The sequence below is a fragment of the Chryseobacterium lathyri genome (genome assembly GCF_030812195.1).
GTDB classification, from domain to species: Bacteria; Bacteroidota; Bacteroidia; order Flavobacteriales; family Weeksellaceae; genus Chryseobacterium; species Chryseobacterium lathyri_A.
Genome location: NZ_JAUSSF010000003.1, coordinates 635,982 through 649,989, shown reverse-complemented (window position 1 = coordinate 649,989; position 14,008 = coordinate 635,982). Strand labels below are relative to the sequence as shown.

Annotated in this window: 17 protein-coding genes and 1 tRNA gene; 6 read left to right on the top strand and 12 right to left on the bottom strand. The window is 37.3% G+C overall.

All coding sequences use genetic code 11. The features are described from left to right. Nucleotides 1-50: 50 nt before the first annotated feature. A complete protein-coding gene (locus J2T03_RS18230; protein ID WP_307220746.1) occupies nucleotides 51-602 on the bottom strand; it encodes a glycine zipper domain-containing protein in 552 nt (183 codons plus the stop codon). Between the two features lie 224 nt (nucleotides 603-826). Between J2T03_RS18230 and J2T03_RS18225 the strand changes: the two genes are divergently transcribed. After that, nucleotides 827-1,276: a hypothetical protein gene (locus J2T03_RS18225; protein WP_307220744.1), complete on the top strand. Its 450-nt coding sequence runs from the start codon at nucleotides 827-829 to the stop codon at nucleotides 1,274-1,276. Between the two features lie 976 nt (nucleotides 1,277-2,252). Here the strand turns inward: J2T03_RS18225 and J2T03_RS18220 are convergent. The 7 genes from J2T03_RS18220 to thrA all read right to left on the bottom strand — a co-directional run bounded on the left by J2T03_RS18220 (nucleotide 2,253) and on the right by thrA (nucleotide 9,403). After that, nucleotides 2,253-2,323 (bottom strand) — tRNA-Cys (locus J2T03_RS18220). 58 nt (nucleotides 2,324-2,381) lie between these two features. Next, the gene (locus J2T03_RS18215) at nucleotides 2,382-2,888 is read right to left on the bottom strand and encodes an RDD family protein (RefSeq protein WP_307220742.1); all 507 of its coding nucleotides are present in this window, start codon (nucleotides 2,886-2,888) and stop codon (nucleotides 2,382-2,384) included. 28 nt (nucleotides 2,889-2,916) lie between these two features. Then, nucleotides 2,917-4,281 carry a DUF4403 family protein gene (locus J2T03_RS18210; protein WP_307220740.1) on the bottom strand — a complete coding sequence of 455 codons (1,365 nt, stop codon included), beginning with the start codon at nucleotides 4,279-4,281 and terminating at the stop codon, nucleotides 2,917-2,919. Nucleotides 4,282-4,308: 27 nt separating this feature from the next. Beyond that, nucleotides 4,309-4,680, bottom strand: a complete 372-nt coding sequence (folB, locus tag J2T03_RS18205) for a dihydroneopterin aldolase (RefSeq protein WP_307220738.1) — start codon at nucleotides 4,678-4,680, stop codon at nucleotides 4,309-4,311. Further along, complete coding sequence (thrC, locus tag J2T03_RS18200) at nucleotides 4,677-5,990, bottom strand: threonine synthase (RefSeq protein ID WP_307220736.1); 1,314 nt, start codon at nucleotides 5,988-5,990, stop codon at nucleotides 4,677-4,679. The genes folB and thrC overlap by 4 nt, the downstream gene beginning before the upstream one ends. A gap of 10 nt (nucleotides 5,991-6,000) precedes the next feature. Beyond that, complete coding sequence (locus tag J2T03_RS18195) at nucleotides 6,001-6,942, bottom strand: homoserine kinase (protein WP_307220734.1); 942 nt, start codon at nucleotides 6,940-6,942, stop codon at nucleotides 6,001-6,003. Between the two features lie 10 nt (nucleotides 6,943-6,952). After that, complete coding sequence (gene thrA / locus J2T03_RS18190) at nucleotides 6,953-9,403, bottom strand: bifunctional aspartate kinase/homoserine dehydrogenase I (RefSeq protein WP_307220732.1); 2,451 nt, start codon at nucleotides 9,401-9,403, stop codon at nucleotides 6,953-6,955. A 351-nt stretch (nucleotides 9,404-9,754) separates the two neighbouring features. On the opposite strand from thrA, the gene J2T03_RS18185 reads away from it, so the two are divergent. The 5 genes from J2T03_RS18185 to J2T03_RS18165 all read left to right on the top strand — a co-directional run bounded on the left by J2T03_RS18185 (nucleotide 9,755) and on the right by J2T03_RS18165 (nucleotide 11,083). After that, on the top strand, nucleotides 9,755-9,952 hold the full coding sequence (locus tag J2T03_RS18185) for a bacteriocin-like protein (protein WP_306844928.1): 198 nt from the start codon (nucleotides 9,755-9,757) through the stop codon (nucleotides 9,950-9,952). Between the two features lie 209 nt (nucleotides 9,953-10,161). Further along, nucleotides 10,162-10,332: a hypothetical protein gene (locus J2T03_RS18180; RefSeq protein ID WP_306844927.1), complete on the top strand. Its 171-nt coding sequence runs from the start codon at nucleotides 10,162-10,164 to the stop codon at nucleotides 10,330-10,332. Nucleotides 10,333-10,358: 26 nt separating this feature from the next. Further along, nucleotides 10,359-10,559, top strand: coding sequence for a hypothetical protein (locus J2T03_RS18175; RefSeq protein WP_307220730.1), 201 nt, complete (start codon nucleotides 10,359-10,361; stop codon nucleotides 10,557-10,559). Nucleotides 10,560-10,632: 73 nt separating this feature from the next. Then, nucleotides 10,633-10,803, top strand: coding sequence for a bacteriocin-like protein (locus tag J2T03_RS18170; protein WP_306844925.1), 171 nt, complete (start codon nucleotides 10,633-10,635; stop codon nucleotides 10,801-10,803). Between the two features lie 85 nt (nucleotides 10,804-10,888). Further along, entirely contained in the window at nucleotides 10,889-11,083 is a 195-nt protein-coding gene (locus J2T03_RS18165) for a bacteriocin-like protein (RefSeq protein WP_306844924.1), read from the top strand. Nucleotides 11,084-11,148: 65 nt separating this feature from the next. Here the strand turns inward: J2T03_RS18165 and J2T03_RS18160 are convergent, their stop codons facing one another. From J2T03_RS18160 to J2T03_RS18145, 4 genes are all read right to left on the bottom strand, one after another. Beyond that, on the bottom strand, nucleotides 11,149-11,295 hold the full coding sequence (locus tag J2T03_RS18160) for a bacteriocin-like protein (RefSeq protein WP_307220728.1): 147 nt from the start codon (nucleotides 11,293-11,295) through the stop codon (nucleotides 11,149-11,151). Between the two features lie 39 nt (nucleotides 11,296-11,334). After that, entirely contained in the window at nucleotides 11,335-12,354 is a 1,020-nt protein-coding gene (gene nadA / locus J2T03_RS18155; RefSeq protein ID WP_306844922.1) for a quinolinate synthase NadA, read from the bottom strand. A gap of 105 nt (nucleotides 12,355-12,459) precedes the next feature. Continuing rightward, nucleotides 12,460-13,026, bottom strand: coding sequence for a guanylate kinase (gene gmk / locus J2T03_RS18150; RefSeq protein ID WP_306844920.1), 567 nt, complete (start codon nucleotides 13,024-13,026; stop codon nucleotides 12,460-12,462). A 66-nt stretch (nucleotides 13,027-13,092) separates the two neighbouring features. Continuing rightward, complete coding sequence (locus J2T03_RS18145) at nucleotides 13,093-13,950, bottom strand: YicC family protein (protein ID WP_306844919.1); 858 nt, start codon at nucleotides 13,948-13,950, stop codon at nucleotides 13,093-13,095. Between the last annotated feature and the right edge of the window lie 58 nt (nucleotides 13,951-14,008).

The following is a 14,008-nucleotide window of genomic DNA, read 5'->3' as shown; positions in this document are numbered from 1 at the left end:
AAGATTGCTTAAAAATAAGCAATCTTTAAATGTTATCGTGAAAATATTAATTAGCGCGGCTGAACTCTTCCGTCTTTTCTATCTCCAGCCCTACCGATCGTATAACCGGTTGCGCCACCAACTACACCACCAATCACAGCTCCAAGACCTCTGTTTTTCTTGGCAACAATAGCTCCTAATGCGGCACCACCTACAGCGCCGATAGCAGTTCCTTTTGCTGCTTTACTCCATCCCTTCTTTTGGGTGGCAGTGGTTCCCTGAGAGGAACTGTTTCCATTGTCTGCATAAGTTCCGCCTTCTGAATTAGAGTTTGATCCTCTGTCTCTATATACTGTTCTTGTTTCTCTGATGACCTGAGGCTTTGAATTATTGGCAGCAGCTGCCTGAGATTTTTTACTTTCAGCAATGCTGTCTGCTTTTTTCTGTGCTTCGTACACTATTTTTTCTTTCTCGATAGCGAGCTTTTGCTTTTCTATTTCAAGCTGTCTTGCCTGAAATTCAAGTTTTTGCTCTTCCAGAGATTTCTCAGCTGTTCTTTCATCCTTTTTGCAGGCTGTCAGTAAAAAGACTGATAAAAAACCTGCTAATACTATCTTTCTCATAATTCAAATTTTAAGTAGTCTTAGCCGAAACGGCAGTAACTTCCTATTTATTTTCAATTATGAAGCCAAAATTAGTTAAGAAGTGTTAAAGTGATGAATTTTATGATAATCTGAAATTTTTTCAGATTGCTTAGAATGGTTACGAATGTAATTTTAAGTTAATTAAAACTTTTTATTCAATTCACATGAATTGGTTACTTTTGAGATACCAAAATTACTTTAATATGAAAATATCAATTTTTAAGACAATAACTTTTACGTTATTGTCAACTGTTGTCATTTCGTGTTCTTCGAATGATGATATGGTAACAGATGCAAAGCCTCAGGCTCATTCGGAAACCTCTAAAGAAGCTTCAAAAACGAAAACCTATAAGGTAAGATTCGGTCTTATATCTTTGAATGGAACGAAAACGCTTTCAGGAAGTCATGATGTAGGCAGTTTCCTTGCTGAGAATACAGTTACAGGAGAGGTTTATGATACTTATTATAGTGGAGGTTTCCAGACATTGCCTGCCTATTATGAAGGGATTCCCGCGGGAACTTATATTTTCTCTGCGATGCAGGGGCAGGGAGGCTGGACAGGTTATGGGTCGGTGACAGGAACTGTATCAGACGCTCAGGTAGACGCTGACGGATATATTACCGTGTACATTCCGGTGACCTGGGCTGAGTAATTGTGATTAAATTAACTTTAAGCTTCCTGAATTGGAGCTTTTTTATTGATAGCTTGTGTTTGATTGACTTTTACAGCAATTTTGATGTAGTTTACCAAGGGATTAAAATAATTGTTGGAAAGAATTATTCTGAAAACAATGATGTGAAGATGATTATGACTAAACTCATGAAATGGAAAGCGTAGTAGGCACTATCTTTAAAGCGTAGAATTAGAATAATAATTTTCTCTTTAAATTAAAAAATTTTTTTCATCATTTGTGTTTTTGAGGCCTCCGTCAGGGGGCTTTTTTGGAAAGATAATAAAACATGATATTAATCATTAAATAATAATCAAGTTTCCATTTATGAATGCTTCTATTATTTATGATTGTGCTGTAATCGCTAATCTATAAAGGTTTTTTTATGTCTCAATCATTTTAAAATAGCTACGAGGAATGATTAGTTGGGATGAAAAAAATATTTGTTCTAAAAACAACTTTGGCACGATTTTTCAATATATGAAGCAACTCATGTTTAATTTGAGTTTTCATGGTTATTAGTTTTTATCCCCGAAGCAATTCGGGGATTTTTTTTGATCATATTTATCATAATTAATGAGCAGAAAAAGAGTAAGTAATGGTGACTGTTTTCAATAAGCGATTAATCATAGAACGTTCACCTGTAGCCAGTTCGGAGATTTGTACTGTAAGAACAGATAAGTCAAAAATACAGAAGAATAAGAGGGTTGAAATTATAACCCTATAAAATAAAAACAGAAGCTAAGGCTTCTGCTCATCATTTGTTTGTATAAAAAATTGGGAGTATATTTTTGTATGTCTAAGAAATGACGCAGATATTTTTTAAATTTATGCCAACGAATAAAGAAACTAGTGAAATAAAGATGTAATATTAAAAAGCTTTTTTGTCAGGTTGGAACAAGCTAAAACAAAAAACCTCTAAAAATCTGTTAATAAGATAATTAGAGGTTTTTTAAAGAGGTACCTAGCGGATTCGAACCGCTGTAGATGGTGTTGCAGACCACTGCCTAGCCGCTCGGCCAAAGTACCATTTTTACCATTTTCGAGGTGTGCAAATATAGCAAAAAAATTTAATGAACAAAAATTTTTAAATCATTTCTTTCGCTCCAATGCTGCTTATTTCTTCTTTTAATTGTCTTTCAGCAACATAGTCTTTACCGTTGATCACTCTAGTATCACTCCAGCTGTCATGCCAGCCGTTATTCCCTAAAAAAGAAAGGGAGTCAAAAGGTACGGCACGGGAAAATGTACGGGCAATAATCTGTTGGGATGTTGGTTTATTTCCATCTATGCTGATAACCTCCGTTCCTGTAATATATTTAGCAATAGTCTTGCCCAGATAATATTCCATGAAAAAGAAATAGGCAAAAGACAAGGCCAGATAAATAAAGAACGTAATCAGGTTAAAAGTAAAACTTTGATCCTCATTTTCAGCAGAAAACCCTTCTCCATACACTATCGCATATGCTATTCCAAATAAAAAAAAGAATGCATAATATATTGCCTGTATAAAAAGTCTGTCTAAAAAGAAATTAAGAAAGCGTTTGCCGAATGTGGCCTTATGTCTGTCGACAACTGCCAGGTATTTTCTCATTTGTTTGTATTTAGTTTTTTATGTTAATTTAAATTCCGTTAAGTATTAATTTTAAAGTGGCATTCGTTTCAATAACTGCAGTGATGCCGGATTGGTTTAACAGGACACTGCCGGGCTTCAGGTTAAAAACCCTTCCATTCATTTTTAAACCCTTATAATATTCTTTATTGAATGCTTCCTCTATACTTTTTTTTGATGCCAGTTCCAGTTCCAGTGTAGGAATTCCGTATTCCTCTTCGATCATTTTTACAATTTTTCCTTTAAAAAGCAGGGTAGCGGTTTTTTGCAGAACATTGGCCGTCCTTAGATTGAATTTTGTATTAGACAGCACAATTTTCTTTTTCGTTTCGTCATATACAGGAATTCCTGAAATAATAGCTTTTCCATTTACATAGCCTTCCGTTTCAGCTTCAATGATCACTCTTTCTCCGGAACCGTAAACCCGGATATCTTTGATTTTTACCTTGGAACCTCTGACATCGTATTCCTTGTTCATGAACATATTTCTGGCAATATTTGTTGCTTCAGAAAAAGGAACATTAGCAGTGGTCTGCAAAAGGAACTTATCTGCCAGAACAGGAACTACATTGAAGTTTCCTGCTGATTTTACCGTTGATGCAGCAGCAGGTTTGCTTCCAGTAAACGTTTCCGAATAAATATCCATTCCTATATTTGTGGTGATCTCGTTTCCATAGAATTTCAGTGGAGTGATATTCACGCCGACCGGGCTTATTTTCAGCCACGTATTATATTCTTCGGAAATATTAAAAGGCTGTGAGAAAACATTCCATGCCATTACTGCATACTGTTGAAAATTCAATTGGGTAGCCATCTGCTGATCAATAGTCTTGGCAAATTTCCCCTGCTGTTCCTTCAGGCTTTTCTCTACCAGAGAGGTGATGGGGATCTGTATTCTGCCATAATCCAGAACAGGTTTCGTTACCCATCTGAAGCCATTGGGCTGCGTATTGGTAGAAATTGTCCAGTTATTGTTAAAATTAACCGTGGTATTGAAGGACATGACCGTTTCAAAAGTCGTGTTCTGGTATGAATATATTCCAAGTGTACCAATCCCTTTTTCAGCCCATATTTTTAAAGGAACTTCTATCAGAAGATTTTGGCTTGTTCCACCTACTAGACGGATAGGGCGGGTCTTCCACACCTTTACCTTAAACTGGTCATTGTTGTTATCCGTATAAGAATCATCCTGAAATACCAGTTCCTTTACCGAAGCATTGATCATATTGCTGATTTCAGAAAGCGGAATGGTTACCGGCATCGTAATGCTGGATTTTATTTTCGGGAAATTATAAACAGCAGATTGATTATCAACAGCAGTCTGGCCGAAAACCATGGCGAAACTTAATAGAAATAATAATTTAATGGATTTCAATTCAGTATGTTTTTATGTAGATAAAATTTAAAAATCATCAGGTTTGAAACTTCTTTCCAGCTCAATGCTTGCCCCTTTCATTTCACCCTGCATCGGCGGGGAAGTTTTTGTAATCTTCAGTTTAATGTAGGAAATCTGAGGGAAACTTTCATGAATCTTCATGATAATTCTTCCTGCCACGTGCTCCAATAATTTGGATTTAATAGTCATTTCCTGATGAATAATCCCGTTGATGTCTGCATAACTTATCGTATCATTCAGATCATCTGTTTCCGAGGCTTTCCAAAGATCCGTGTGCAGTTCTGCATTTAAAATATAATAGGTTCCGATGATATTTTCTTCGGGAAGTACACCATGATATGCATATATTTTTATATCTTCAAGAAAGATCTTGCTCATTGTTCCTGATTTTTATTCAGCAAAAATCGTTTTAATTCTTCAAAATCTGCATTTATTTCTACAGTTTTTTTCTCCTTTTTCATGAGATCATTCAATGCTTCAGGGATATGAATTTTAATATGGACTGCTTTTTCTACTGCTTCAGGGAATTTCACAGGGTGTGCTGTTCCCAATATAAATCCCTTTTTGCCGGGATTCTCATTCAGATACTGTTCCATAGCGGCAAATGCAACAGCACTGTGAGGGTCGAGGATATACTCGTATTTTTTATATACCTTTTTTAGGGTTTGCAGTGTGGATTCATCATCTATTGAATATCCCGAAATCATATTTTTCAGATGATCAAACTGATGTCCAAAAAGTTCCAGAATTCTGGTAAAATTACTTGGATCTCCCACGTCCATGGCATTGGATAGGGTGGCTACAGCTTTTTTAGGATGATACTGATGGTTTTTCAGATAATCAGGAACTACATCATTTTCATTGCATGCAGCGATAAAATGCTCTGCGGGAAGCCCGCGGAAATAAGTAAGAAGCCCCGCACAGATATTTCCGAAATTTCCACTTGGGACACCAATTGCCGGATCCTGGTTTTCGTGCTGTTTCCATTGTTTTAAAGCTAATAAATAATAAATCTGCTGAGGAAGCCATCTCGCAACATTAATAGAATTAGCGGAGGTTAAAAACAACGCTGAGTTGATACTTTCATCTGAAAAAGCCTGCTTGACAAGATTCTGACAGTCATCAAAATTTCCGTTGACTTCCAGTGCTGAAATATTTCCTCCCAGTGCTGTAAGCTGCTTTTCCTGAACAGTACTCACCTTGTTTTTGGGGTAAAGAATAACCACATTGATTCCCGGGACATTATAAAATCCATGGGCAACAGCTCCGCCCGTATCACCGGAAGTGGCAACAAGAACCATTACTTTTTTATCCTGATCTTTTAGAAAATAGGACAGGCAGCGGCTCATAAACCGTGCACCCATATCTTTGAATGCTAAGGTTGGTCCATGAAAAAGCTCCAGAATGGATATTCGCTCACTGATCTTTTTTAAAGGAATCTCAAAGTTCACCGTTTCAGTAGCAATTTTCTTTAATGCCTCTGAAGGAATCTCGTCCCCGACAAGATCTTTCATACATCTGAAAGCAATTTCTTCATTGGAATACAGATGTAGATTTTGAATAAACTCTTTATCAAACTGAGGAATTTTTTCCGGGAAAAACAATCCTTTTTGGCTACCCTGGCTTTTTATAGCAGCTGTTTTGAAATTAACGATTTCCTGCCTGTCTTTTAAATTATAATAATTCATTTGTTTTAATTTATTGGTTATTCTCGTTACCTTCTTCAACAATCTCAATTCCTGAAGAATTTATTTTTGATACATACACAAAGCTCTCGATTTCAATTTCATCGTACACAGATTTCATCAGCTGGGCAATCTTTTCTGCTGTTTCTTTTTTTTCTGCCAGCATAAAAATTGAAGGTCCTGAACCTGAAATCCCGCCTCCAAGCGCACCAGCTTCCAAACTTCTTGCTTTAATCTCATCAAATTTCGGAATTAGAATGCTCCTTACGGGTTCTATAATCACATCATTCAGACTTCGTCCGATGAGGGGGATGTCGTTTTTAAGGATTCCAGTCACCAGTCCTGCAATGTTTCCCCACTGTTCAACAGCGTCTTTAAGAAGGATATTTTTCTTTAAAATCTGTCGTGCGTCAGAAGTTTTAACCTCTACCTGCGGATGTACTGCAGCCACAAACAGATTGGGTGTACTTAAAGGAATAATATCAATCGGAGAGGAGGATTTTACCAATGTGATACCTCCATAAATGCACGGAGCAATATTGTCTGCATGGCGTACTCCGGAAGCGAGCTCTTCACCGAACATGGCAAAGTGAATCATTTCTTCCTGGGATAAAATATTTCCTAATAAAGCATTGGCCCCAAAAGCGGCTCCGGCGGCACTTGCCGCACTGGAGCCGAGCCCGCTGCCCGGCTTTATATGTTTACGGATCGTTACTTCAAAACCTTTCGTCAGTTTTAGATGTTCTATGATATTCTGAAGGACAACACCTGCTACATTTTTTGACGGATCTTCCGGAAGTCCAAAATGATCTTCATGTCTGATAATGATCTCAGGACTGTCCAGTAATTTCAGTTCCATTTCGTCATAGGGCTCATGGATAGCCATTCCCAGGATATCAAATCCGCAAACGAGATTGGCTACCGTAGCCGGGACTTTTATTTTTATCTTTTTCATATTATTTATTTTAAACTGACCGTATAATATCTGCAAAAACACCGCTGGCAGTTACTTCAGCCCCTGCACCGGCTCCCTTTACAACAAGAGGCTGCTCGGAGTATCTTAAAGTTTTGAAGATGACAATATTGTCTTTGCCATACAGATGGTAGAGATCACTGTCCGGAGCAACATGCTGAAGACCGACTTTAGCTTTACCATCTTTAAATTCAGCAGTATATTTCAGGATCTTGCCATTTTTCTGTGCTTCACTAACTAAATTTTTAAAGTGATTTTCGTATTCAGTAAGCTTCTCATAGAAGTTTTCTACACTTCCCTGGAGGCATTCCTCAGGCAGAAAACTTTCATTTTCTATATTTTCAAACTGGAGTGGGTATCCGGCTTCTCTGGCCAGAATTAAAATTTTTCGGGCTACATCAGTTCCGGTCAGATCCAGCCGTGGATCAGGTTCAGTAAAACCTTCTTTCTGAGCCTGGGCAACAACTTCTGAAAACGTTCTGCTTCCGTCATAATTGTTAAAGACAAAATTTAAGGTTCCGCTTAGTACTGCCTGAATGGACGTGATTTTATCACCGCTTTTCATGAGATCATTAATGGTCCCGATAACCGGAAGCCCGGCTCCTACATTGGTTTCAAAGTAGAATTTGCAGTTGTGATTCCGGGCAGTACTTTTTAAGTTTTTATACACTTCAAAATCTGAGGAAGCTGCAATTTTATTGCAGGCCACAATATTGATGCTTCTTTTTAATAAATTATCATAAATTTCCGGCACTGATGAGCTGGCAGTTACATCAATAAATACTGAATTCCGAAGGTTTCGGGAAATAATTTCTTCTGCAAAGCCATAGATAGACGCTTCGACACCTTTTTCAATCCAGTTACTGTACTCGGTTTCAGAAATTCCCTGATCAGAAAAAAACATTTTCCGGCTGTTGGAAATCCCCGCAATTCTTAGATTAATCAAATTGTTTTCCCGGAGATACTCATTTTGTTCAAAGATCTGTTCTACCAGTTTTGAGCCTACATTTCCTACTCCACAGAGATAAAGATGTACCTGCTTGATTTCAGATTCAAAAAATTCTTCATGAAGAACATTAACCGCTTTTCTAGTATCCTTTTCTGAAATAACAATGCTGATGTTCCTTTCTGAGGATCCCTGCGCAATAGCTCTGATATTAATCCCGTTGTTTCCCAGGCATCCGAACATTTTGGCACTGATTCCGCTTCTGTTTTTCATGTTTTCTCCTACCAGCGCCACAATTGAAAGCCCGGTTTCTATTTTTACAGGAGTCACTCTCTGAAGTTTTATGTCATCTTCAAAAGAGGAATTCACAGCACTTTCTGCATGAAACACCTCTTTTTCATTGACGGCAATGGTAATAGAATGTTCTGAAGAACCCTGGGTAATAAGAATAACATTAATTTTTTCAAGACTGAGACACTGAAAGAGTTTTGCTGAAGTTCCGGGAATTCCTACCATTCCGCTGCCTTCCAGGGTAAGAAGGGCAATATGGCTCATATTGGAAACTCCTGCGGCTATTTTTTGCTTTTCAACTGCTGATTTGTTTAATTTATGGGAAACTAATGTTCCATGCGCTTCCGGGGCAAAAGTATTTTTAATCTTAAGGTTGATATTTTTAATCATGACAGGTTGTATGGATGGCGGATACAGAACTTTGGCCCCAAAATGGGACAGTTCCATGGCTTCATGATAAGAAATTTCTGATATGGGCTTTGCATTGGAAACCAATCTCGGATCTGCAGTCATCATCCCGTCTACATCGGTCCAGATTTGGAGTTCTTCAGCTGAAACTGCTCCTGCAATAATTGCTGCTGTATAATCCGAGCCGCCTCTACCTAGTGTGGTGGCATTCCCATTTTGGTCTTTGGCAATAAAACCGGGCGCAACAATAATCTGATTTTTATGATCGGCTGCAAAATTTTTCACATTTTTTTCAGTGATTTCAAAATTTACTTTTGCATTGGTAAAGCTGCTGTCGGTTCTTATGTGGTCAGCTGAATTCATCCATATACAGTCCAATCCCTCATACTGAAGCCTGGCTGCAATAAGGCTTGAAGACAGAAACTCTCCATATGAAGTAATCCTGTCCCGGATCTTATCTGTAAATTCACCTAATACAAATATTCCGCTGTAGATATCTTCCATGTCATTAAAATGTTTTTTAACGAAGCTTAGCCACGAGCTCTGTAATAAAACAGGAATCAGTTCTTTGACAAGTTCCAGATGTTTTTCTTCCAGGTTTTTAATGAGGGAAATATACTTTTCATCTTTAAGAGAGGCATATTCAGCTGCTTTTATCAGGGTGTCGGTAACATTGTGAAGGGCTGAAACTACAACAATTACTTTGCTCTGTAAAGATTCTTTTTTAATAATATTTTCTGCCAGAAGGATATTTCCGGCATTGGCGACGGATGTACCGCCGAATTTTAAGACTTTCATCCAATTAATATTTAAGGTTGGGTAAAACGAAAGGTTTACTCTTTAAAAAAAGAGTACGGGTGCAGGAAATAATATGTGAATATGTACCCCGCTAAGGGGTAGTTGTTGTAGTTGTGAATGTAGAAACAAAAGATAGTCCCGAAATAAGTGATTCCGGTACAGAAATATCTGATATGTTTCTTAGAAAGTTCATTCTTTACCAAACAAATGTACAAATTATTCGGAGATATCAAAATTATTTTAGTGTACAATTCTATTTGTAATTCATTTTTAAGGGATATATATGGGGTGAAATTTGATTTTTTCTTTTAAAAGAGCTATATTTAAATTCTAAAACAAAATAAAATTACTATGAAAAATTTAAAGAAAATGTCTCGGGAAAAATTAGGAAAGATTAACGGTGCAGTTTCCGACTGTAGTGGATGCCCGACTGGTGGATTTGGTCCTGGTGGGCCTTCCGGAGGATATGATTATTCATGTGAAGATTATAACGTTCTTCCGAGCCGATGCAAAAGCTGTGTTTTTGTTAGCTCGGAATGTTTCCAATAACCGGTAGTAAAAAAGAATTGTGGGGCTGTCTGTAAAGACAGTCCTTTTTTATTGTTACTACAGAAATCATTCAAACTGTATCAGTTAATCAATATTTGGCTACACCTATTAATTCTTGTTTTGTTTTAAAGCCTGTATGATTCATATTTGTTAAGCATACAACAGTATATAAAAATTCAGTTATAATCGAAATGCAAATTCAAGATATTATGAAAAAAATTAAAAAACTTTCAAGAGAAGAAAAGAGTAAAATAAGTGGTGGGTTTACCCAGTTTCAGATCGACACATGTGGCGGTGCTGCTTATGTATGTTACCGTAGCGGTGGCGCTTGGGGCTGCTGGAGAACTCCGGGAACCTGTTATGTTCCTATGTTTACATAAATCGTTACTAACAATAAAAAAATATTATGAGAAAATTATCGAAACAACAGTTGAAAACAATAAATGGTGCAGCATGTCCCGGAGGTTGTCCCTATCCTGCAGGAACTACTTTTGGCCCTCCGGGATCTGGAGCAACGCGCAGCTGCCAGCAATATGCGGCTTTGACGGATTGCTGTAAAGGGCAGTATCTTGTGATGATGAGTTGCATAGGCCCGGTAGTTAATTGAAATTTTATTCTTCATGGTGTGATATTTCTTCACTAATGATGTTTAAAGTATTATTTTATTAAATAAAATGACTATGAAAAATTTAAAGAAACTTTCAAGAGAAGAAAAGGGTAAAATCAGCGGTGGGTTTACCGATTTTCAGATTGAGACATGTGGCGGTGCTGCTTATGTATGCTTCCGTGGTGGCGGTGCCTGGGGCTGCTGGAGGACTCCGGGAGGTACATGCTATGCTCCAATGGTGTAATTATTTTAAGCCAGTCTTTATTTTATTAATATGTTTTCATGGATGAGGTTTAAAATGCTATATTTAGAAACCAAAACAAATCAATATGAAAAATCTTAAAAAATTAGGCAGGGAGAATCTGAAATCAATTAACGGAGGAAATACCTGTTTTGAGTATTGCCCTCCAGGACCTTATGGAGTAGGCCCGGAGTATCCAAAATCATGTGAAGATTTTAATGCTTTGCCTGAATGCTGCAAATTAAGGGTGAAAGTAGATTATTTCTGCTTCGGACCCATATAAAAAATAAAGCACTGTTTCATAACAGTGCTTTTTTAATTTACTAAAATTGATTAACTCATCAACTTTTAAGAAGTGGCTAAACATTTTGGCGGGCTACCGCATACTCCCGGAATGCATACTTCATCGGGTTTACAATAAGTGGCACATTCTGTTGATGTTCCGCCATTGATACTTTTAAGACATACTTTGTCTAATTTTTTAAAATTTTTCATATTAAAAGATTTTGGTTTGAACCTTAAATATATAAAAAATTATTTTATACTTTTCGAAAGATCCAGCATTGCCTCAATAGGTTTCAAAGCTTTTAAACGAAGCTCTTCGTCGATAAGGATTTCCGGAAGTTCATATTTCATACACAGATATAATTTCTCCATGGTATTACGTTTCATATAGAAACATTCTGAGCAGTTGCAGCTTTCGTCAAAAACCAGCGCCGGAATCAATTCCTTGTGTGGAGCACGTTTTTTCATTTCGTGAAGAATTCCTTCCTCGGTTGCGATAATGAATTTCTGACAGTCATCTTTTTCTACAAAATTCAACAGGGCTGAAGTAGAACCAATGAAATGAGCCAGCTTTAAAACGGCTTCCTCACTTTCAGGATGGGCAATAAGCTTCGCATCAGGGTTGTCTGCCATCTGTTGGGCAATTCTTTCCATAGAAAATGCTTCGTGTACTATGCAGCTTCCATCCCAAAGAATCATATCACGACCGGTTTTCTTAGATAAATATCTTCCTAAGTTTTTATCCGGGGCAAAAATGATAGGTCTGTCTTTTGGCAGGGCTTCAATCACGGTTTCAGCATTTGAGCTGGTTACAATGATATCACTTTCAGCTTTAGTTTCAGCGTTGCAGTTGATATAAGTGGCGATCAGAGCATTAGGATGCTGCTCGCGCATCTTTCTCAGTCCTTCTCCTGAACATCCGTCTGCCAAAGAGCATCCGGCCATGGTATCGGGAAGAACTACTTTTTTAGTCGGGTTCAGAATTTTAGCAGCTTCTGCCATGAAGTGTACTCCGCAGAACACGATCATGTCTGCATTGGTATCTTTGGCCTGTCTTGCCAGCTGCAGGGAATCTCCCAGGAAATCAGCAATATCCTGGATCTCTCCCGGCTGATAATAATGGGCAAGGATCACTGCATTTTTTTCTTCTTTAAGTTTCAGAATAGCTTTCACCAATTCTTCTCCTTGAGGAATCGCTATGTCTTTTATATCCAGAAATCCTCTTACAGGAATCGCAGATTTAGCTTTTTCTAATGTTTCGGTACTCATATCCACCTTAATGTTTTTTAATTATAGAAGTTAGAGATTAGAAATTAGAAATTAGAGTTTAAATGCAACTTAAATAAGTATAACAGTACAACTAACTTCTAATTTCTAGCTTCTTTCTATAAATTTTTTTATTAAACTTTCTATTTCTCTTTTTGCTACGTCAAGATCGGTATTAATGACGATCCTGTCAAACTCTTTCGCAAAGGTCATTTCTTCTCCTGCCTTTGCTACACGGGTTTTGATGGTTTCTGCATCGTCCGTGTTTCTGGAGATCAATCTTCGTTCCAATTCTTCTATGGAAGGCGGTTCAATGAAAATAGACAGGGCTTTCTCTCCAAAATACTTTTTTAAGGAAATGCCTCCTTTTACATCTACATCAAAAATAACTACTTTTCCCTGATTCCAGATTTTCTCCACTTCAGATTTTAAAGTACCGTAATATTTGTCAGTATATACCTCTTCATATTCTACAAAAGCATCTTCTGCTATTTTCTGTCTGAATTCATCCGGACTCAGAAAATGATAATCCACTGCATGGGTTTCACTTCCTCTTGGCTGTCTTGTAGTACATGAGATAGAAAATGCCAGTTCAGGAAACGTTTCCAGAGAATGCTTTACTAATGTAGTTTTTCCGCTCCCCGATGGTGCTGAAAATATGATAACTTTATTCATTTTATTTCGGGTTTCGAGTCTCGGATTCCAGGTTTTATTCCAAGCTACGTATCCGGACCCCGTAACTTATAATACGTTTAATGTCTGTTCTTTAATTTTTTCCAAATCATCCTTCATCATGACCACCAGCTTCTGGATTTCTGCATGATTGGCCTTTGAACCTAAAGTATTGATCTCCCTTCCGATCTCTTGAGAGATAAAACCAAGTTTTTTTCCGTTGAAATCTTCAGTATCCATTACTTCTTTGTAGTATTTCAAATGCTGGGTCAGCCTTACTTTTTCCTCTGCAATATCAAGTTTCTCCGTGAAATAAGCCATTTCCTGATAGAAACGCGTTTCATCCACATTCTCGAATTCTTTTAAAGATTTCTGATAACGTTCTTTTACAGAAATGATTCTTTCTTCTTCAAAAGGAACCACTTCAGAAAGATATCTATCAATATTCTGGATATTTCTTTCGAGTTCTTCATGTAAAATAGTTCCTTCTGTCTTTCTGAATTCCATGAAACGATCTACAGCTGCATGAACGATCTTTGCCAAAGCTTCCCATTCTCCTTCCGTAAGTTCGTCAGGTCTTGAAGTAATGGCATCAGGAAGCCTTACTGCCATTTTCAGGTATTCAAAGTCTGGGCCGTCCGAAGCGATGTTTCGAAGTTCATTCATATAGGAGTCAATTAGGCTCCTGTTGATCTTCACGTCATTTGTCTCTTCAAGGTTCTCCAAATTAATGTAGCAATCTACCTTTCCACGGATAATTCTGTCGTTAAGGATTTTTCTGATCTCAAATTCTTTCTCTTTATAACGTAAAGGTACTTTGATATTCAAATCGAAGCTTTTGCTGTTCAGAGATTTAATATCTATTGAAATCTTTTTTCCTTCAAAAACACCTTCGGCTCTGCCGAATCCCGTCATTGATAAAATCATAGTTTTTTATTGTTGTACAAAGATAAACATTTAAATTAGCACTGTGAAATCGCAGTGA

Bases quoted from the DNA above. Each gene is read 5' to 3' on its own strand.
- J2T03_RS18195 (WP_307220734.1), bottom strand. From the start codon at position 6,942: ATGAAAAAGATAAAAATAAAAGTCCCGGCTACGGTAGCCAATCTCGTT.
- J2T03_RS18185 (WP_306844928.1), top strand. From the start codon at position 9,755: ATGAAAAATTTAAAGAAAATGTCTCGGGAAAAATTAGGAAAGATTAAC.
- gmk (WP_306844920.1), bottom strand. From the start codon at position 13,026: ATGAATAAAGTTATCATATTTTCAGCACCATCGGGGAGCGGAAAAACT.
- thrC (WP_307220736.1), bottom strand. From the start codon at position 5,990: ATGAATTATTATAATTTAAAAGACAGGCAGGAAATCGTTAATTTCAAA.
- J2T03_RS18145 (WP_306844919.1), bottom strand. From the start codon at position 13,950: ATGATTTTATCAATGACGGGATTCGGCAGAGCCGAAGGTGTTTTTGAA.
- J2T03_RS18175 (WP_307220730.1), top strand. From the start codon at position 10,359: ATGAGAAAATTATCGAAACAACAGTTGAAAACAATAAATGGTGCAGCA.
- folB (WP_307220738.1), bottom strand. From the start codon at position 4,680: ATGAGCAAGATCTTTCTTGAAGATATAAAAATATATGCATATCATGGT.
- J2T03_RS18160 (WP_307220728.1), bottom strand. From the start codon at position 11,295: ATGAAAAATTTTAAAAAATTAGACAAAGTATGTCTTAAAAGTATCAAT.
- J2T03_RS18215 (WP_307220742.1), bottom strand. From the start codon at position 2,888: ATGAGAAAATACCTGGCAGTTGTCGACAGACATAAGGCCACATTCGGC.
- J2T03_RS18230 (WP_307220746.1), bottom strand. From the start codon at position 602: ATGAGAAAGATAGTATTAGCAGGTTTTTTATCAGTCTTTTTACTGACA.
- thrA (WP_307220732.1), bottom strand. From the start codon at position 9,403: ATGAAAGTCTTAAAATTCGGCGGTACATCCGTCGCCAATGCCGGAAAT.
- J2T03_RS18180 (WP_306844927.1), top strand. From the start codon at position 10,162: ATGAAAAAAATTAAAAAACTTTCAAGAGAAGAAAAGAGTAAAATAAGT.
- nadA (WP_306844922.1), bottom strand. From the start codon at position 12,354: ATGAGTACCGAAACATTAGAAAAAGCTAAATCTGCGATTCCTGTAAGA.
- J2T03_RS18170 (WP_306844925.1), top strand. From the start codon at position 10,633: ATGAAAAATTTAAAGAAACTTTCAAGAGAAGAAAAGGGTAAAATCAGC.
- J2T03_RS18165 (WP_306844924.1), top strand. From the start codon at position 10,889: ATGAAAAATCTTAAAAAATTAGGCAGGGAGAATCTGAAATCAATTAAC.
- J2T03_RS18225 (WP_307220744.1), top strand. From the start codon at position 827: ATGAAAATATCAATTTTTAAGACAATAACTTTTACGTTATTGTCAACT.